This is a genomic window from Pontibacter locisalis (assembly GCF_042684605.1).
In the GTDB taxonomy this organism is placed as follows: Bacteria; Bacteroidota; Bacteroidia; order Cytophagales; family Hymenobacteraceae; genus Pontibacter; species Pontibacter locisalis.
The window spans coordinates 124,937-143,571 of sequence record NZ_JBHULU010000010.1 but is presented as its reverse complement, the minus strand read 5'-3'; the positions used below and the strand labels follow the sequence as shown (position 1 = coordinate 143,571).

Genomic DNA, 18,635 nt, shown 5'->3' with positions numbered 1-18,635 from the left:
TGGCATGATTCCTTTGGCTAATTAATCACTCCGCTTTTACGCTTAGGTCAGGAACAGGGTTATATGTATATTCTTTAATATTTGTGGATAAAACTTTGATATTTTGGCTTTGTACCCTTTATATGAGAAATCAGGCACTGTGGGGATTAAATTTCGGAAGCGGTTTTATTTTACTTATTTTTGCCACTCAATCACTTAGAACAGCTAAACTATAATGGAACTTAAGAAAATTGCTTTGAATGATGTGCACGAGGCACTTGGCGCTAAAATGGTACCTTTTGCCGGCTACAATATGCCTGTGCGCTATTCATCTGATATAGAAGAACATAATACTGTACGCAATGCTGTTGGTATATTTGATGTATCGCACATGGGAGAGTTTATGCTGCGTGGGCCAAAGGCGCTCGACCTGATCCAGCGCATTACCTCTAACGATGCTTCTAAACTAACAGACGGCAAAGTTCAGTACTCGTGCTTCCCGAATGAGGAAGGTGGCATTGTGGATGACCTGCTGGTATACCGGTTTGGGGAGGAGGAATACATGCTGGTAGTGAATGCCTCTAACATTGAAAAAGACTGGGATTGGGTAAATAAGTACAACACAGAAGGCGTGGAGCTGGAGAATATTTCTGATGAAATGTCTTTGTTTGCTGTGCAGGGTCCTAAAACAATAGAGGCACTGCAGTCTCTTACCAAAATTGATCTGGCCAGCATGGTGTACTATACCTTTGAGAAAGGTGAGTTTGCCGGTGTACAGGATGTGATTGTTTCAGCTACAGGTTATACGGGAGCAGGTGGTTTCGAAATTTATGTGAAGAACGAAGATGCTGTAAAAGTGTTTGAAGCCATCATGGAAGCCGGAAAAGACTATGGTATCAAACCTATTGGTTTGGGTGCCCGTGATACGCTACGCCTTGAGATGGGTTTCTGCCTGTATGGTAATGACATTAACGATACCACATCTCCTATTGAGGCAGGTCTTGGCTGGATCACGAAGTTTGATAAAGACTTCACTAACTCATCCAGCCTGAAGGCTCAGAAGGAGGCAGGCGTAACGCGCAAGCTGGTTGGTTTTGAGATGCTGGAAAAAGCTATCCCGAGGGCACACTATGAAATAGTGAATGCCGAGGGTGAGCAGATCGGTGAAGTTACTTCAGGTACTATGTCACCGTCTATGAATAAGGGTATCGGGCTTGGGTATGTAACCAAAGACTATAGCAAAACAGGTACAGACATCTTTATCCGTGTACGAAACAAGGATATGAAAGCGCAGATAGTGAAGCTGCCTATATACAAGAAGTAAATTCTGGACAAAGACACAAGACAAAAAGCCTGGAAGTTTGTTCTGGGTATAAGGCTTGTGTCTTTTGTTTTTCAACCAATATTTAAAAGCTATGCCAAGTATAGATGTGTGCTTCAGCCCGGAACTGTTGCATTTATATGATTTGAAGGGAAAAGCTGTTGTAGCGGTAGACATTCTGCGCGCCACATCAACCATGGTAACTGCTTTTGCGCATGGCGCGGCAGATATTTATCCGGTGATGCAGTTGGAAGAGTGTCGCACATACGCTGAAAAAGGCTGCCTTACCGCTGCAGAACGGGATGGTGTAAAGGCAGAAGGCTTTGACTTAGGAAATTCTCCCTTCGGTTATATGTCCGGTAATGTTCAGGGGCGTTCTATAGCCATTACAACAACAAATGGTACACGTGCCATCCGTTTATCCGAGGCTGCCGAGGAGATTGTGGTGGGGGCTTTTCTGAACCTGCAAGCTGTTGCAGATCATCTAAGTAAATTGCAGCTGGACGTGCTAGTGGTTTGTGCTGGATGGAAAGGGAAATTTAACCTGGAGGACACACTCTTTGCCGGTGCCTTGGTAGAGCGGCTACAAGATCGGTTTGCTTCTGAAAATGATGCCACTTTGGCGTCACTCTATCTTTATCAAACTGCCAAGCAGGATTTGCCCGGTTTCTTAAGGCAGTCCTCGCATGTGCGTCGCTTAGAGAACCTGGAAATTAATAAGGATGTTGAGTTCTGCCTGCAGCATGATACTTTCTCAGTTCTACCTGTCTGGAAGCAAGACAGGCTCATTAACCTGCAGCGTGAATTAGTTTAGAACAGTAGCATGATTTAAAAAGCGGGGCCGCTCCATACCAGGAGCGGCCCCGCTTTTTAAATGTTTAACATTACCAGCCAGGTGTGAAGTTAACACCAAAGTTTGCCAGTTTTGTGCCATTCTTCTGGAGCGGTATAGCATAGAATGGCTCTACAATCATATAACCAAACAAGTTAACCCGAAGTGATGCACCGGCACTTATTAACGGCTTGTAAGAACTGCTGCCACTCGTAAAGCCCCAGTATTCTGAAGTTGTGCTGCCTTTCGGGCTCCAGGCCATACCCGCATCCACGAACAGGTTAAAATCAGAAAGGAACATTCCAGACTTAATCAGAGCCAACTGCTCAGGCCCTGTGAAAGGCAGGCGAAGTTCTGCATTTGCTACCGCAATACGACTACCATACAGGTCGTTCCAGTTGGCGTTGTTAATTCCTGCCTCCTGGCTCTTCTGAAAATAATCATTTCCAAAGCCTCGCATGTAGCCAGGGAGCGCCAGAGAAAGTGGTGCCAGCTTGCCGTTCTGAGAATCTTCTCCATAACGTGCCTGGTGCATTACCCGGAATGCAACAGAGAATGGTTTCAGGAAGAAGTACTTCCTGTAATCAGCCAGGCCTGTCCAAACATTGAACTCACCGAAGTAACGCTCTGCATGTAATCTATACCTGTGCCCTGCCAGTGGAGAGGTTAAACCAAAATAGGAGTTATCCCCCACATAGGCCGCATACACCTGCTGAAAATGGAACGGGTCCGGCGCTTCCAGCTTCTCATCCTCCATTTTAATGAAAAAGCCATCTTTGTAATAATGATTAAATTGATCAATACGATAGCTATAGCGCGATATACCGGCTCCGAATTCTAACCTGCGAGTTGTGCTAAATACATAATTACCAATCAGGTTAGCCTGCTGCTGAAACATCCTGATCTTCTGCAGAATCATGTTATCAACCAGTTGTTTGCTGTCGCCGATCTGCAACGAATCCTGCGTATAACCTACCTGGCCTCTCAGGAAAGGGATATGGCTAACCTGTGCACCCCATTGGAATCTGCCTTTCTGACGCAGGTAGGCAAACTGCCCACCGAAGTCATAGATCTCACCATTCAGGGATGCCGCAGCAAACAACTGGTTATTACCCAGTATGTCACTAAAGATCATGTTAACACCCCCATTCATTCCTGTTCCATAAGGGCCGTTGCTGATACCAACACCAGCTGTGTTACTGATGTAGTCCAGCTTGAACTCAGGTCTGTATGGTTTTACAGATATAGAGTCTTCTGCTACAACAGAAGTAGCAATAGGCTCAGCCAGTTTAGTGGTTACAATAGGCTTCTTACGCTCCAGCGGAGGCAGTATGCCTGCTTTCATGTCTACAGCTTGAGCATCCACTGCTGTTCTTTCAAAAGCGGCCAGCGGTGCAGTATAAATGGTATAAGCGTTGTTTCTATAGTAGGAGTAGGCAACTTTACCTTCCTCACGGGCCACAGACATGGCCGGAGACATAGATGTAATGCCGCTGATACCTGTCACGTAGTTAGTTAATCGCTCTACGCGCTGCTGCTCAGGTGAGTAACGGTACATGTTGCGGTAACCGTCTCTATCGGACAGGAACAGTATATTATTGCTGTTCGGCTCATAAGAGGCATTAAGATTATCAGCACCAGTAAATACTTCAGCAACTTTTACCTTGCCTGATATAATGTCTATTTCTGCAAGATTATAGCTGCTTTTACCTGATTTTCCATCAACTGGTCTATCAGTGGAAAACACCAGCTTGCTGCCATCCGCAGACCAGGAAGGCATCAGGTCACTGTAAGCATCTTTTGTTAACTGCTTCACTTTTTTGGAGCGAAGGTTATACAGGTAGAGGTCACTTTGTGCCTCTACTAAACCAGACACAACAATGCTCTGTCCATCTGGCGACCAGGAAGGGTAAGCAAAGGCGTCTACACCAGGAATAGTCAGGTTGTCAATTATCTTGCCGCGGGCTACATCTACAATTGCCAGTTTGTTGACTCCCTGCTCAAAGACTACGAAGGCAAAACGCTCGCCATAAGGAGAGAAAGTACCCGCCGACTCCATAAAGTTAAAGTTATCGAGGTGAGGGTTTGTTGCTAAACTGGCCAGGCGCTTTGTGATTTTACCTGTTTGCGCATCAGCCAGGAACAGATCCAGCCCAAGCACATCCTGATCTGACATATAGGCTATGAACTTACCGTTAGGACTTAGTACAGGGCTGATATTCATCCGACCGGCATTCGTCTTATCCAAAAGCTTTCTGCCTGCAGTTATAGTAGTATCAGATCCGGCTATGTAAGGTTTATAGTAGTTCTCCAGGCTGGTCTTCCACATGTTGCCCAGTGTCACAGCATCTACCTTAAGCACTCCTTTTATAGCATCTTCGTAGCCATACTTTGCAGTGGACCTGAACAGAGGTTCAATCACCTCGTCACCCCAGGTGCCTGCCACGAACGACCAGAAAGCCTGCCCCCAGCGGTAAGGGAAATATTTCTGCTTTCGGGTCAGGTCCTTTAGCGTCGGAATATCCTTCTGCAGAATAGCATCGCGCATCCACATGGCAGTATTAGGGTCCTGGTTGCCGATAGACATGTATTCAGCCAGGCCCTCCACCATCCAGAGTGGCAGGTTTCGCATGTTGTTCAGAGACAGGGAATCGCCTGTGCGCATCATGTTATACTGGAAGGCATGCACAAGCTCGTGCCCCAGTACGTGATCCGTCTGTTTGTTGGACAAAGTTATTGGCATCACCACCCGGTTCTTTAGACCTTCGGTTACACCGCCAGTACCCACACCAATAGACCCGCTGATGGCAGTAGTCTGCTGAAAGTCAGCGTGGTTTTTATAGATGATCAGTGGGTTAGGATCGGCAATAGTATCCTGTAGCACCTCCTGGTGCAGCTTATACCATCGCTCTGAATCTTGTACGATCTTTAAGGCATCCTCCTTATTTTGGAAATAATGGTAGAGTTTGAAGTTGGGGCTCTCCATCACCTTAAAATCAAATTTCTTGTAAGCAGGCTTGTTACGTCCAAAGTACTGTGCCTGTACCACAGAAGTTGTCAGCAACATCAGGCACAACAAGCCATAGCGTGTTAGTTTTTGTACCATTTCTAGCTGTTATGATCGGGTGCTGCGGTTGGAGCTACACTTCGTTAACGCTTTAAAGGCGCCTTCTGATATACCTGTACTAGGATAGCGATGGAGCTAACTCACGCAGAATCCGTCGGTTAGATGTATAGTTTTAGGAGAAGCTAAAGCAATTTTGTTGCCAGAAACGATGGTGGGGGTAAGAAATTATAGTGTGAATCAGTAGGATTGACTAGTGAATGCTTTTATGAATTGCGTGAAATGTATCCTATGTTATATTTAAGGTTAAAACGGAGGCGTTTCCTATTTTATACTATTGTAACTTCTTATTCTGCTTGTGACGCTGCTTATCGCGGTCCGTCTTTTTGTCAAGGTTTTTTCGGAGAGCCTCTGTAAGGTCTATACCTGTTTGGTTAGCAAGGCAGATCAACACAAACAGCACATCGGCTAACTCATCCGAAAGCTGTTTCCCCTCATCGCTTTTCTTAAACGATTGTTCGCCATATTGCCTGGAAATGATACGTGCTACCTCACCAACCTCTTCCGTGAGAATGGCCATATTGGTGAGTTCGTTAAAGTAACGCACACCATTCTCTTTTATCCACTTATCTACTATGGCTTGTGCTTCGGCTATGGTCATTTTAAAAAAGGTCTTTGTTTTTTGTGTCCATCACTATTGTAACCGGCCCGTCATTTAGCAGCGATACTTTCATGTCGGCACCGAACTCACCGGTTTGCACCTGCTTGCCCAGTGCTTCCTCCAATAAGCTCACAAAACGTTCATACAGTGGAATGGCCACAGCGGGTGGGGCTGCATTAATATAGGAAGGGCGGTTACCTTTTTTTGTGTTAGCATAAAGGGTGAACTGGCTGATCACCAGGGTTTCTCCGTTTACATCCTGCACGCTCAGGTTCATCTTGTCCTGATCGTCACTGAAAATACGGAGTTGTGCTACCTTTCCAGCCATCCATTTCAGGTCTTCTTCAGTATCATCGGAGGTGAAGCCAGCTAACAGAAGCAGTCCCTGGCCTATTTTCCCTTTTATTTGTTTATTTATTTCTACGGAAGCCTGCGTTACCCGCTGAATCACAATACGCATTTGTGCCCTATGCTTTGGTTCGGGGCAAAGATAGGGGAAAAATTAATCTACATACCCTTCGTAACGGATGCGCTTTACTTTGCCGCTCTTAAGATAGAAGTGAAGGGAAATGGGAGCTCCTTCGCGATTAGAGGCGATAACCTCCGTTGGAGTAGAATTAATTCTTACCTCCTGTCCGAGAGATTTTAGCTGGCTCATTAGTTCTGTCTGGCTCATGCCTACGCGAAGATTATTACGCAACACAATATCGCTGCTTTGTATGTCTGCCACCTGTAACAGCAGGTCACCTGACTGGGTGGGAGCATAAAACTCCATCATTGAATTGCCAAAACGGATCGTATACACCGTGTCAGTCACTGTAGTTTTGTGCCTGTTCTCAATAGGGTCAGCGTCTACGGTAAAATCAGAATTGATACGGTCGAAATATGACTCTAATATATTGCTCTTGCTGCGGCTGGCAACAAAAGGGTTAGCTAATACACTGACAGTAGCAGGCGCCATAGAGCTACGACGGACAGAGGCCGTGTCAGGCTCCAGCGATGTTTCCCGTTCATTGGGCATGTCATTGTTCTCATCAGAGGCAGAATCGGAAGTGCAGGCCGAGGCAATAGAGTTTACAAGCAACAGCAGTACCAGTAGCCGTACAGTAAGACTGTACCTGCAGCGGTGACTGATGTATCGCAGAATGGGCATGCTAATCGTTTAAGTAAGGGGAAATTTATTATACCCTACATACGAGAGCTGCCCGCTTAAAAGTTTTCACTAAAACTATTTTAGTTACTGGTTTCTGCGTCGGTAAAAGTATAATTTTGCAGCAAATATGGTACAAATATGGATATTCAACAAATAGCACTTATAACTTATCAGAATACGGGTAATTTTAGCGGATTTTCGGACGAGGAGAATGATGCGTTATTTAACTATTTAACAGAAAAAGGCTTAGCAGTTACCTACCAGATATGGGATGACCCAACTGTAGATTGGACTAAATTTGACCTGATCATACTAAAGTCACCGTGGGATTATTTTGATAAAATCGGTGCTTTCTATGCGTGGCTGGATAAACTGGAGCAGTTAAACTGCCAGGTGCTGAATCCTGTGAAAACAGTTCGCTGGAATGCGGATAAGCGGTACCTGAAAGATATACAGGAAAAAGGCTTCAAAGTAGTACCTACTGTGTGGCTGGAGAAAGGGCAGACGTTTAATGCCGCCGAAGCATTTGCAGCGCTGGGTACAGAAAGAATCATCTTAAAACCAAGCGTAAGCGGAGGGGCCAAAAACACATTTGCCTTAACAAAGCAGGATGCAGAGAGCAGCACGGAAAGCATAAACACTTTATTGCAGGAGGAAACCTTCCTGGTGCAGCCCTTTGTAGAAGAGATCAAAACAAATGGAGAGTGGTCGTTCCTGTTTTTTAACGGCCGGTACAGCCATACCGTTCTCAAAACGGCCAAGCCAGGAGATTTCCGTGTACAACATTTCTTCGGAGGTACCATTCATACGCCTGAAGCTCCTGCTGCACTGTTGGAAGCTGCTCATAACATCGTGGATAGCTTCGCAGAAGACTGCCTGTATGCACGCGTGGACGGAGTAGAGATAAACGGTGAACTCTACCTGATGGAACTAGAGCTGATCGAGCCATTCCTGTTCATGACTATGAGCGAAGGAGCCCTGGAACGCTACTACGAGGCTGTAGTGGAGCATCTGGAGGTGCCGGCTTAAAAGCTTTTATTCATGGTCAGCATCATGGAAAACAAGCAGCGGGACCTCTGAGTGTAAAACAAGTTTTTGTGCCAGACTAGGGCTAAGGATTTTGCTGAACATACCCCGCTCGTGTGTGGTGAGGGCAAGCACATCCACAGCTTCATGATGTACGAACTTCTGTAGTGCCTCTGCAACATCATCACCCTCCAGCAAGGTGTATTCCAGTTTTTGATTAGGTGCATTTTGCTGGAGCTTTTCACGAAGTTGCTTAAGTTTCTCCCGGTCTTCTCTTGGGTTCTTGTTGTCGGAGATGTGGACGCAGTAAATCAAAGGCTGGAATGGCTCTAATATTCGCTGTAGCTGCATTATTGATTTACTATCCGTTTTACTGAAGTCAGTGGCATAGGCAACTTTCCGAAGATGAGCGCCCTGATAAGCAACTGGTATAGTGAGAACCGGCACCTTCAGTTCCTGTACAACTTTTGTGGTAACAGTGCCAAAGAAGGAGCGGGCAATATTTGACTCTCCTTTTGTGCCCATTACGACCAGGTCTGGTTTAAAACGTTTTGCCTCTTCCGAAATTTTTTCTTCAGGAAGACCGTGTATAAAGGTCCGCTCAATATATACTTGACTCCCCATCTGGTGTGCTTCCCTTTGCAGTTGCCCGTAAAGCTCCTCCAGTTGATCCTGCGCTTCTTCTTCGTTGCGGTAAATAACACGTTCTGTTATTTCCTCCGAGGCAGTAGTCGGTACAGGAGTAAGAATGTCTGGTTCAGCATCTGCAAGGTAATCCTGGAAGCAGTGTAGTAACAGTAGCTGTGCCTGTTGTGAGGCAACGGCAAGGTGGAGTGCATAAAGAGAAGCCTCTTCTGACTCATCGGAGAAATCAACGGGTATCAGAATCTTGAGCATGACCTGGGTATTTGTTTGGCTACTTTATACGTGTGCCAGTTCTGTAAATGTTATCAGAGTACAGGAATGGGGTCTTTAGGCTTACTGTATCCTGTTGTACTGTAAGTATTCGAAAAATTCGATTAAGTTTGTAACCTGAAAACGCTTGCCATGCCAAAACGCATCGTATTCTTCTTTATCGGATTTGTAGTACTAGCCTCGCTGGCCTACTATGGGTTTAACCGCTGGAAAGAATCCAGGGCAAAGGTAGACCTATGGGCCTTGGTGCCAGAGAATGCCGCTTTTGTAGTGGAAACGAACAACCACCTGGCCCTGGTGGAGCACCTGCAGGAAACTGGCTTGTGGGAAAACTTCAAAACTCTTGGCGCTGCGAGTAAGTTAGAGGAAAATCTGGCTTATCTTGACAGTGTTGCTCCTGGCAGTCAGCGGATGGAGCGTTTCCTTAACCAGAAGAAGATACTTACCTCCATGCACGTGGTTGGTAAAACTGATGTTGAGTTTGTTTTCTATATTCCGGTAAACTCTGTAGGAGAACACCGCTTTTTACGCACCCTGACCGAAAACATAAGTAAAAGCGAGGTTTACGAGGAAGACTCCCGGGAGTACCAGGGGGTATTACTGACGGAGATCCTCAATACCCGCCTTGGCACCACCCTTACTTTTTTTACCTACCATAATAATATCATCATAAGCCCCTCTTCTGTACTTATAGAAGAGATCGTGCGCCGGATTAGCCGTGGGAAACTAACCTCACTGGCTGCTAACTTCAAAAGTGCTAATTATCTCGGGCAACCGGACGTCTACGCCAATGTGTTCATTAATTACAGGGAGTTACCTGTTGTAATGGGGTTGTTCCTGGATCAGGAGCTAATGCCACAGGTTCGTTACCTTTCCAGCCTCTGCAAGGAAGGAATGCTGGAGCTGAAACTGGAACGGGATAAAATATTCCTGAACGGTTTCTCTGAGCCTGAAAAGCTAAAACGCTCTTTCCACAGTAATATAAGCCCTGTGAAACCACAGCCATTGGACGTAAAAAATTATTTACCTAACAGAACTGCCTTCCTGATGCATTTCGGTCTGGAGGAAGTAGCGCGCCTTCGAAGGCAGTATTTACAAAAAGAAGCGGCAGGTTCGGCTTATGGGGCTGTGGTAGATAGTCTAGCGCATGCGTTCAGCAAAGAAGTAGCATTGGCCTATATGGAGTCCAGTTCTATGAGTGTTAGTCCGGAAAAGATGGTTTACGCACGTATGGGTAATATTGATAGGGTTGAGAGGCTGTTAAAAAGCTTAAACCAGCGTGTGAGTTATGCCCGTAATAAAAAGCCCTATGTAGAGAAGTATGGCGGCTATTCGATACAACTGATCGACGTGCCACAGCTCCCGGCAAAGTTGTTCGGCACTCTCTTCTCAGGTTTTGAGCAAAGCTACGTGGTGGCGGTAGATGATTACCTGATCTTCTCCGATGAAATGAGTTCGCTTCGTAGCCTGTTGGATGATATATCAACAGAAAGTGTGTGGGGTAAGTCGGTTGCTCAGAAGGCATTTATGGAGGAAACTCTGCAGGAGGCTAACTTCAGCCTCTATATTAATACGGTGAATGCCTGGTACATACTTAGTCGTTACATGGAGAGCGAAAGCAGGGAGGACCTGTTGCAAAATGCTTCTCTGATAAAGCGCTTTAACCAGGTAAGTATGCAATTTGCCAATGTGGATGGGCAGTATTACACGAATTTTGTCTTCCGGAAGCAGGATCAGGGACCTGCGTCCGGAGCAGAAAGTTTTGCAACAGAGTTGGTGATTCCCTTCGACTCCAGAATTAAAACCAGACCATATCCTATACAAAATGCTGTAGATCGCAGCAGGGAAGTGGTTGTGCAGGATTCAGCGAATGTTTTGTTTAATATCACTGCAAGCGGCAAGCGGGGCTGGACAGACACACTGCGTACTGAAGTGCGTGGAGGTATCAAGCAGGTAGAGTATGGGCCGGACAACAAGCTGCTTTACCTTTTTGCCACCTCTAATAGGGTACATGCCATCAATAACCAAGGCCTGAGTATTGATAATTTTCCTTTCAATTTAGGAGACTCACTTAATTTAAAGCACCTGGCTGTTTTTGATTATGAAAAAGACAAGGATTATCGCCTGTTAACGGATGACAACTTAGGGAACCTGTACATGTACGATATAAGAGGCAATGCCATAGAAGGATGGCAGCCCCGCCGTATGGACTACAGGCTTGCCGCGGAACCCCAGCATGTCCGGGTTGGAGGCCGTGATGTGATACTGGTTTTACTGGAGAATGGGTATGTGTATGCGCTTAACAAGAGCGGCGATACTTATCCCGGGTTTCCTATCAGTTTAAAGTCGCCACTAACCTCAGGGGCTGTAATAAAAGCAGGGCCTGACCTTCGCAGAACGGAAGTAACTGCCGTAACGAAATATGGCAATGTAATTACTTTCAACCTACAGGGGAAAGTGTTGCAACGGGAGCAGCTGTTACGCCCCAGCAAGAGTGCTTTCTTTGATCTGGTACAGGAAAGCAGCAATGGCAGGTCGTATGTGATTGTGCGGCAGGATCAGGGTAGAGTGGCAATTTTCGACCAGGACCTTAACCAGGTCTTTGAAAAGAGATATGTGACCTCTGCTCCTAAAATTGTGCAGTACTTCCACTTCGGAGGAGATAATAAAATTTTTGCTGTTACAGAGACTGGACCTCAGAAGACTTTTCTGTACAACAGTAAGGGCAAACTAATCGGCAACACCACCCTTGAAAACAACCAGCCTGTAACCATTTACTACAACGAAGCAGCAAATGATTACAGCCTGTATAAAGTGTTTAGAAACGAGCTGAAGAAAATCAACTTTAAGCTACCCACATAGAGTTCTTTTCTAAAAGCTCTTAAACCAGCCTTTCCGGTAAAAGAAGTAAATCTGAAACAGGATTAAGATGGACATTAAGCTGAGCAGAATCGGGTAAGAGTAAGGCTGGTATAGTTCCGGCATACTATACAGAAAAACCCTTCCTGTTTCAGGATCTTCCCTGGAGAAGTTCATGCCGTACAAGCCAACAATAAAGCTAAGCGGGATAAAGATACTGGAGATGATCGTAAGCACTTTCATGATCTCGTTCATTCTGTTGCTTACCGTAGACATATATAATTCTACTAAACTCGAAGACATCTCCCTGTGATTCTCTATCAGATCGATTAATTGCACAGCATGGTCATATGCATCCCGGAAGTACACCTTTAGGCTCTCGTCAATGGTGCTGTTGTCCATGCGCAGCAGCTCATTCATGATATCCCGTTGAGGCCACGTAATGCGTCGTAACTTTACCAACTCGCTTTTCAGGTCCAGCACTTCAGATAAGGTTGACTTGGCAGGCTCTCTAAGTACCTGTTGCTCCAGGTCCTCCATGTATATGCCTATGTCCGCCATAACCGGGAAATAGTAGTCGAGTACCACGTCGAGCATGGCATAAGCCATGTACAGCGTTGGCCGGTGGCGTATTACACCTTTCCCGACTCTTATCCGCTCCCGTAGCGAGTCAAGGCAGTCGCCGTAATCGCTTTGCAGGCTTAACACATAATTGGAGCCTGTAAATAAGGAAAGCTGTACATCATCCAGCGACCTGAATTCAGGTGACCAGCGCAACATACGGGTAATGATGAAAAGGCGTCCTTCTCCGAACTCTTCTACTTTCGGCCTTTGATAATCATTCACCACGTCCTCCATCTGCAGGGGGTGAAGCCGGAAATCAAGTGTTAGTTGCTCCAGCATTGCCTGGTCTCCATACCCCCGAATATCTATCCAGTGCCGTGCATCCGGCTTAGCCCTGACACGTTTCATGAGCTCAGCATAGGTTGACACCTCCACCTCATCTAGAAAGCTTTCATTAAAGGATATCAGGAAAAATCGGGGCTTGTAAGCCTCTACGGGTACCGTTATAGATCCCGGTTTGACGCCTGCTTTGCGTTCAAGGATTTTTTCGCGGTTACGGAGCTTCTTGCTTCTCGGCATGTGTGATCTTGTGTTTTATTGATTCAGAAGTGGCATGCTATTCCAGCACTGTCACTTTTACACCTTCTAAATCCAGTAGTTTTGCAGTAATTTCTTCTTCCAGCTTTTTCCGTACCTCCATCGTTAGCTTGCAATCCAGTTCGAACTGCTGGTCACGTACTTGCAGGTCATACTCTTTTACAAGGCTCATCACGTCGTTCATCTGCGGATAGGTATAGTGCGCCTGCAGCAGAAGGGTTTCGTGCTCCTCTTTGATAGTAGCATGAGCAATGGCATCTGCAGTGGCGGTTTTATAAGCATTTATCAAGCCGCTTACTCCTAGTTTTGTGCCGCCAAAGTACCGGATAACTACCACCAGTATGTTACTAAGGTCTGCAGAGCGAATCTGACCAAGTATGGGATCACCGGCAGAATGGTTAGGTTCACCATCGTCGTTAGCCCGGTAGCGGCTTTTATCGGCACCAAGGCTATAGGCATAGCAATGATGCCGGGCATCGTAGTATTTTTTACGTAACTCTGCCAACACCTCCTTTACGTCTTCCTCGGAATAAACCGGGTAAGCCAGTGCGATAAACTTGCTCCCCTTCTCTTTATAAAGTCCTTCAGAGGGAGCCTCTATGGTATAGTAGGTATCTTCGATGGGCATAGAATTAGTTAAGGTAAGCAATAATTTCCTGATATGAGATAAGTATAAGGGCAAGGATGGCCACGCCAATTCCGGTAAGGTTTAGCTTACTGAGTTTTTCATGAAAGAAGATAACTGCCCCAAGCGCTCCAATCAATATAATCCCGATGTTGTTAACCGGGTAAAGGAAAGCGCCATCATTGCCGAAGGCAGAGAGCGCCAGGATCAGGAAAAAGATAGAAAAATAGTTAGGCACTCCCAACACAATACCAGCAAGTATGCTTCGGCGTGAAAAAGATGATTTAAGTATGACTAACTGGTACAGCAGCACGATGCCTCCAGCTGCAGCTGAGGTGCCGAATGTGAGCATGGTAAATTGGCCAGCTTCATGGGGCTGTAGATGGTACTGGTTTGTGTAGTTGATCAGCGAATCAGCAACTCCGCTGTTCAGAAAGATGATCAGCGGTAACAAGAGCGCTACAGTTCTTGATGTTTTAAGCTCTCCGTCACGTCGGGGCCTTATAGATGTCATGACGATCGCTACCAACGCTGCTGCCATACCAATGTAGTTAATGATGGTGTACTCCTTCAGGCTGGTTTGTAGCACCAGCAGGCTGAAGAGCACCGGTATTACTAATGAAATTTTAGCTGCTACGGATGTAGCCGTAACGCCAACTTTATGGGTGGTAAGGGCCATCAGGTAAAAAGTAACCATAAAAATAGTGCCTAGCGCCATAGCGTAATAAGCCCATGTTCGGGTAAATATCTCTGACTGCAGCACTTCGGTCCCTCCCGGAAACAGAAGCCCCACCAGCACGCACACCACATAATTTATTACGATAGCCTGAAACGTGTGCACATTGTACTTCTGGAAAAGCTTAAAGATAAAAATAAGCGAAGCGCTAACTAAAACGCTGAGTATAAGGTAGAGCATAGCTGAGTTTTGTGCAGGCAAAGCGCCTGCTGAACCTGTAAATTTAAAATATCTGGTAGCAAGGGCAAAACGGACCGAAGAAAGTATACTTACTTTGAGTATATTCGGCTTAAGTTACACCGATTAAATGCTCCTGCCTTTGCCTGAGAAGCCATACCTGATAGAGTTCGACAATAGCGGAAATCCAGTGGAAGGGTATATAAGCAGTACCCAATATGCCAGTAAGGTGCCATTTACGATAAAGCGTGTGTTCTGGACGTATGATACCCCGGAAGAGGTGGTGCGCGGACGGCATGCACATGTGGCTACGCAGCAGGTATTAATAGCGCTGAACAGCCAGGTGAAGGTTACCCTGGATAACGGTAAAGGTTTACAGGAAACCTATGAACTTCTAACGCCAGCTACAGGTTTGTTCCTCCCGAGTATGTACTGGGCTGATATCCGGTTTTCAAAAGGAGCCATTCTGCTAAGCCTAACCTCTACTGATTTCGAAGAGAGTGATTATATCCGGGACTTCAATTTGTTTTTGAAAGCGGTTAAGAAGAGCGATTTGTCTAAACGGTAGCTATGCCTGATAAAGTACCTTTCTTACAGTTCCGGGACTTTGTGCCGGGTGTGCACCAGCAAATAGAGGAAGCAGTAGTGCAGGTCCTAAGGAGTGGGCATTTTATTCTTGGTGAAGAGGTAGCCCATTTTGAGAAGGAGTTTGGGGAGTATCTGTCTGATGGCGTGAAGGTGATTGGTGTCGGCAATGGTTTTGATGCCCTGGTAACTGCTCTAAAAGCAGCAGGAGTGGGGGAGGGTGCTGAAGTAATCGTGCCGTCTAACAGTTACATGGCTACGGTAAACGCTGTGTTGCAGGTCGGGGCAAAACCAATACTGGCAGAGCCTGATGCAGATAGCTACAACTTAACTGCTGCGGGAGCTGAAAAAATTATCACCGCCCGGACGAAAGCTATACTTCCGGTGCACCTTTACGGGCAAACCTGCATTATGGAGCCCTTGCTGGATCTGAGCCGGAAGCATGGAATTAAACTGATAGAGGATGCTGCACAGGCGCACGGGGCCTTGTATAAGGGAAAGCTTGCCGGTACTTTCGGCGATGCTGCAGCGTTCAGCTTTTACCCTACCAAGAACTTAGGAGCCTTGGGTGATGGAGGTGCTATAGCTACTAGTGACTCCGGTTTATCAGAGTTTGCTGAAAAGTACCGCAACTACGGTCAGCAGCAGAAATATGTGGGAGAGTTGGTAGGAGTTAATTCGAGGCTAGATGAAATACAGGCTACCGCACTTCGGGTAAAGTTACAGTACCTGGAACAGTATAATGCCGAACGCCGGCGGTTAGCTAAGGTGTATTTAAAGGAGTTAAAGGCTGTGGGAGATATAATCCTCCCGAAATCTGCCCCAAATTGCACCCATGTCTACCACATCTTCTGTATACGAACCAGGTCCAGAGATTCACTTCAGAAGTGGCTCCTTGAAAAAGGTATAGGCACAGGCATACACTATCCGGTACCGGTGCATCTGCAGCCAGCTTACAGGTTTCTTGGGTATAAAGAGGGCAGCTTCCCTGTGGCTGAAGAACTGGCCAAAACCAGTTTGAGCCTACCTCTTTTCCCCGGGCTAAAAGAACAGGAGCAGGAGCAGGTAATCAGAGCCCTGAAAGAATTTTTTCAGAGAAGTTAGTATGCCATTATCGCTTTATGCCAATGGCGGTTACAAACTCCAACTTAAAAGCCTTATTTTGCAGCTTCAGGTGTTATCATGCTGCGACTAATTAAATCCTCTTTTTGGTCTTTTCTCTCTGTTCTGGTTCGTGCCATTTCCAGCATTGCAATAAACAAGCTGTTCGCTATATTTTATGGCCCTAACGGGATAACGCTGTATGCTCATTTTCAGAATTTAATTTCTATTGTTACCACAGTTCCGGATGGAGGAACTAATATTGGCATTATAAAATTCTTAGCCTCTGGCCTCGGGGAGGCAAAGATGTATAAGCAATACTTCTGGGCAGGGGCTGCTCTTAATGTTGTATGCATCGTGTCTGCCTTAGGGGTCATCTTTGGTTTTCCGGGGTACTACCTTGATGCCTTCTTGAGTGCCCTTTCCGGAAGTGATGTCTGGTTATGGTGCCTTTCCTTTGGTGCAGGTAGTTTGCTCCTTACGCTTAACCTGCAGTTGCAGGCTGTTGTATTGGCCAGGCGGGAGTTAAAGTGGCATGTGTTCAGCACCACCATCATGACGCTGGGAGGTGCGGCGGTAGTTTACTTTACAACAGGTAATCTGCCGATTGTACAGGTGCTATTGCTGGTGCTGGGGGCGCAGGCGGCTTCTTTTTTTCTGATGCTGGGAGTGCTGTACTTCAAAAAGCTTTTACCTTCATTTAAAAATGTGTCCATACCCAGAGCAGTATACAAAGATCTCTGGAAGTACATACTGATGGCTTTAAGTGCAGTCGTATGCCTGAAGCTAACCAACTTCTATGTCCGCGATTTTGTGATCAGCCGGCTGGATCTTTACCAGACAGGGCTTTGGCAGGCGGTAGTAAAGGTATCAGAAAATTATAGCACCGTGTATACGGCTGTGCTGGGAATGTTGTATTACCCCCGGATGGCAGCTATGGTAAATGAAGAGGATGCACTCCAGAAATTCGTCCGGAATACATTTTACCTTATCTTCCCGACGCTGGTTATAGCATTGCTGCTAGTGTACTTCCTGCGTGACTGGGTGCTGTTGCTGCTCTTTAATGAAGATTTTGTGCAGGCAGCTTACCTCTTCGATTACCAACTGCTAGGTGATTTTTTCAGGATGTGGAGTATCGTACTTACCAACCTGATTGTAGTGCGGGCGCATGTTAAATTGTACATTGGTTGGCAGGTTGCTTCTGCCTTGTTGTATATTACTTTAGTTAGTGTCTTGATCGATCCTTTTGGCTTAGAGGGAATCACGATGGCCCATGCCATACGCTATGCGGCTACGCTGGCCTTTGCTATGTTGTACTACAACAAATACATCCGTCTATGAGCCAGTGCCCACTTGTAAGTATCATCTGTCTGTGCTACAATCACGAGCATTTCCTGAGGGAGGCGCTAGACTCTGTTATGCGACAGACCTATCCTAATATGGAGGTGATTGTAGTGGATGACATGAGTACAGATGGCAGTATGAGTATCCTGTCTGAGTACCTGCAGCAACATCCCGAAATAAAATTTATCAGCACAGGCCGGAACATAGGTAACTGTGCTGCTTTTAACTTGGGATGGCGGGCCAGTAAAGGAGCTTTTATCATTGATTTTGCAACAGATGATGTACTCCTGCCAGAGCGTGTGTCACAGCAAGTGGAAGCATTTGACAGGTTAGAGCAGAGTTACGGAGTAGTTTATACTGACGCTGAGTACATCAGCGACGCTGGGAAACACCTGTACTACCACAGTCAGAAGTATAGACCCGCTCCGGATGGGGAAGTGTTTGCAGAGGTGCTGGCGAGATACTTCATCTGTCCGCCAACTATGCTGATACGGCGCGAGGTGTTTGAGAAGCTGAATGGTTATGATGAAACGCTTGCCTTCGAGGACTTTGATTTTTGGATAAGGTCAGCAAGAACTTTTAAGTATTACTACCTGAACAGGGTCACAACGAAGCGGCGGATTCACACCAGTGCCCTATCAAAGGGGCTATACAAAAAAGGCAACAAACTGTTAGCGTCAACGGTGAAAGTATGCAGAAAGGCAGTTGAGTTGGTCCATACTGCGGAAGAGCGGAAGGCTTTAGGTTTACGGCTCCGGTATGAAGCCCGGCACGCTTACTTCACAGGTAACTTCAGGGAAGCAGAGCAGCTGCTAATGCTGCTTAAACAGACGTGTGGCCTGCCGCCTTTGTACCGGTTTCTTAACCTGCTCAACAGGTACAGAATTAGTCTCGGTTTCCTTCGGGAACTGTACCATATGAACAGGGGTAAATAATTTATTGCACTCTTTTCCTGTGACTTATGTTCTATAGTTGCCTCAAGATAAGCCTCGGGTTTATTTTTTACGTACGTATAAGTTCCTGATTGCTTTAGTTCCGGTTTCGCCTTAGCCTTCTATTAAAATCTTGCTGAGCGGGGCTGCATTATAAGCATTAA

Annotated in this window: 16 protein-coding genes; 8 read left to right on the top strand and 8 right to left on the bottom strand. The window is 46.0% G+C overall.

Annotation, left to right across the window (positions count from 1 at the left end):
- The first annotated feature begins 214 nt into the window (after nucleotides 1-214).
- Nucleotides 215-1,303: a glycine cleavage system aminomethyltransferase GcvT gene (gene gcvT / locus ACFSRY_RS07605; protein ID WP_377504855.1), complete on the top strand. Its 1,089-nt coding sequence runs from the start codon at nucleotides 215-217 to the stop codon at nucleotides 1,301-1,303.
- A gap of 91 nt (nucleotides 1,304-1,394) precedes the next feature.
- Nucleotides 1,395-2,114, top strand: a complete 720-nt coding sequence (locus ACFSRY_RS07600; protein WP_377504851.1) for a 2-phosphosulfolactate phosphatase — start codon at nucleotides 1,395-1,397, stop codon at nucleotides 2,112-2,114.
- A gap of 70 nt (nucleotides 2,115-2,184) precedes the next feature.
- Here ACFSRY_RS07600 and ACFSRY_RS07595 read toward each other — a convergent pair whose 3' ends face one another.
- From ACFSRY_RS07595 to ACFSRY_RS07580, 4 genes are all read right to left on the bottom strand, one after another.
- A complete protein-coding gene (locus tag ACFSRY_RS07595; RefSeq protein ID WP_377504848.1) occupies nucleotides 2,185-5,238 on the bottom strand; it encodes a tolB protein precursor in 3,054 nt (1,017 codons plus the stop codon).
- Nucleotides 5,239-5,530: 292 nt separating this feature from the next.
- Entirely contained in the window at nucleotides 5,531-5,857 is a 327-nt protein-coding gene (locus tag ACFSRY_RS07590; RefSeq protein ID WP_377504845.1) for a nucleotide pyrophosphohydrolase, read from the bottom strand.
- A 1-nt stretch (nucleotide 5,858) separates the two neighbouring features.
- Nucleotides 5,859-6,317: a D-aminoacyl-tRNA deacylase gene (gene dtd / locus ACFSRY_RS07585; RefSeq protein WP_377504842.1), complete on the bottom strand. Its 459-nt coding sequence runs from the start codon at nucleotides 6,315-6,317 to the stop codon at nucleotides 5,859-5,861.
- Between the two features lie 42 nt (nucleotides 6,318-6,359).
- A complete protein-coding gene (locus ACFSRY_RS07580) occupies nucleotides 6,360-7,010 on the bottom strand; it encodes a hypothetical protein (RefSeq protein WP_377504839.1) in 651 nt (216 codons plus the stop codon).
- A gap of 138 nt (nucleotides 7,011-7,148) precedes the next feature.
- On the opposite strand from ACFSRY_RS07580, the gene ACFSRY_RS07575 reads away from it, so the two are divergent.
- A complete protein-coding gene (locus ACFSRY_RS07575) occupies nucleotides 7,149-8,039 on the top strand; it encodes an ATP-grasp domain-containing protein (RefSeq protein ID WP_377504836.1) in 891 nt (296 codons plus the stop codon).
- A 6-nt stretch (nucleotides 8,040-8,045) separates the two neighbouring features.
- Here ACFSRY_RS07575 and ACFSRY_RS07570 read toward each other — a convergent pair whose 3' ends face one another.
- A complete protein-coding gene (locus tag ACFSRY_RS07570; protein WP_377504833.1) occupies nucleotides 8,046-8,933 on the bottom strand; it encodes a universal stress protein in 888 nt (295 codons plus the stop codon).
- Nucleotides 8,934-9,083: 150 nt separating this feature from the next.
- Here ACFSRY_RS07570 and ACFSRY_RS07565 point away from each other — a divergent pair, with 150 nt between their 5' ends.
- On the top strand, nucleotides 9,084-11,813 hold the full coding sequence (locus ACFSRY_RS07565) for a hypothetical protein (RefSeq protein WP_377504830.1): 2,730 nt from the start codon (nucleotides 9,084-9,086) through the stop codon (nucleotides 11,811-11,813).
- Between the two features lie 9 nt (nucleotides 11,814-11,822).
- Here the strand turns inward: ACFSRY_RS07565 and corA are convergent, their stop codons facing one another.
- The 3 genes from corA to ACFSRY_RS07550 are packed head-to-tail and all read right to left on the bottom strand — an operon-like array spanning nucleotide 11,823 to nucleotide 14,512.
- Complete coding sequence (gene corA, locus ACFSRY_RS07560; RefSeq protein ID WP_377504827.1) at nucleotides 11,823-12,953, bottom strand: magnesium/cobalt transporter CorA; 1,131 nt, start codon at nucleotides 12,951-12,953, stop codon at nucleotides 11,823-11,825.
- Nucleotides 12,954-12,990: 37 nt separating this feature from the next.
- Complete coding sequence (locus ACFSRY_RS07555) at nucleotides 12,991-13,593, bottom strand: IMPACT family protein (protein WP_377505130.1); 603 nt, start codon at nucleotides 13,591-13,593, stop codon at nucleotides 12,991-12,993.
- A 10-nt stretch (nucleotides 13,594-13,603) separates the two neighbouring features.
- Complete coding sequence (locus ACFSRY_RS07550) at nucleotides 13,604-14,512, bottom strand: hypothetical protein (RefSeq protein WP_377504824.1); 909 nt, start codon at nucleotides 14,510-14,512, stop codon at nucleotides 13,604-13,606.
- Nucleotides 14,513-14,639: 127 nt separating this feature from the next.
- Here ACFSRY_RS07550 and ACFSRY_RS07545 point away from each other — a divergent pair, with 127 nt between their 5' ends.
- From ACFSRY_RS07545 to ACFSRY_RS07530, 4 genes are all read left to right on the top strand, one after another.
- The gene (locus ACFSRY_RS07545; protein ID WP_377504821.1) at nucleotides 14,640-15,077 is read left to right on the top strand and encodes a sugar 3,4-ketoisomerase; all 438 of its coding nucleotides are present in this window, start codon (nucleotides 14,640-14,642) and stop codon (nucleotides 15,075-15,077) included.
- Nucleotides 15,078-15,079: 2 nt separating this feature from the next.
- Nucleotides 15,080-16,198, top strand: a complete 1,119-nt coding sequence (locus ACFSRY_RS07540; RefSeq protein ID WP_377504818.1) for a DegT/DnrJ/EryC1/StrS family aminotransferase — start codon at nucleotides 15,080-15,082, stop codon at nucleotides 16,196-16,198.
- A 78-nt stretch (nucleotides 16,199-16,276) separates the two neighbouring features.
- Nucleotides 16,277-17,536 carry a hypothetical protein gene (locus tag ACFSRY_RS07535; protein WP_377504815.1) on the top strand — a complete coding sequence of 420 codons (1,260 nt, stop codon included), beginning with the start codon at nucleotides 16,277-16,279 and terminating at the stop codon, nucleotides 17,534-17,536.
- Complete coding sequence (locus tag ACFSRY_RS07530) at nucleotides 17,533-18,474, top strand: glycosyltransferase (RefSeq protein ID WP_377504812.1); 942 nt, start codon at nucleotides 17,533-17,535, stop codon at nucleotides 18,472-18,474. Before ACFSRY_RS07535 ends, ACFSRY_RS07530 begins: the two co-directional genes overlap by 4 nt.
- Nucleotides 18,475-18,635 lie beyond the last annotated feature (161 nt).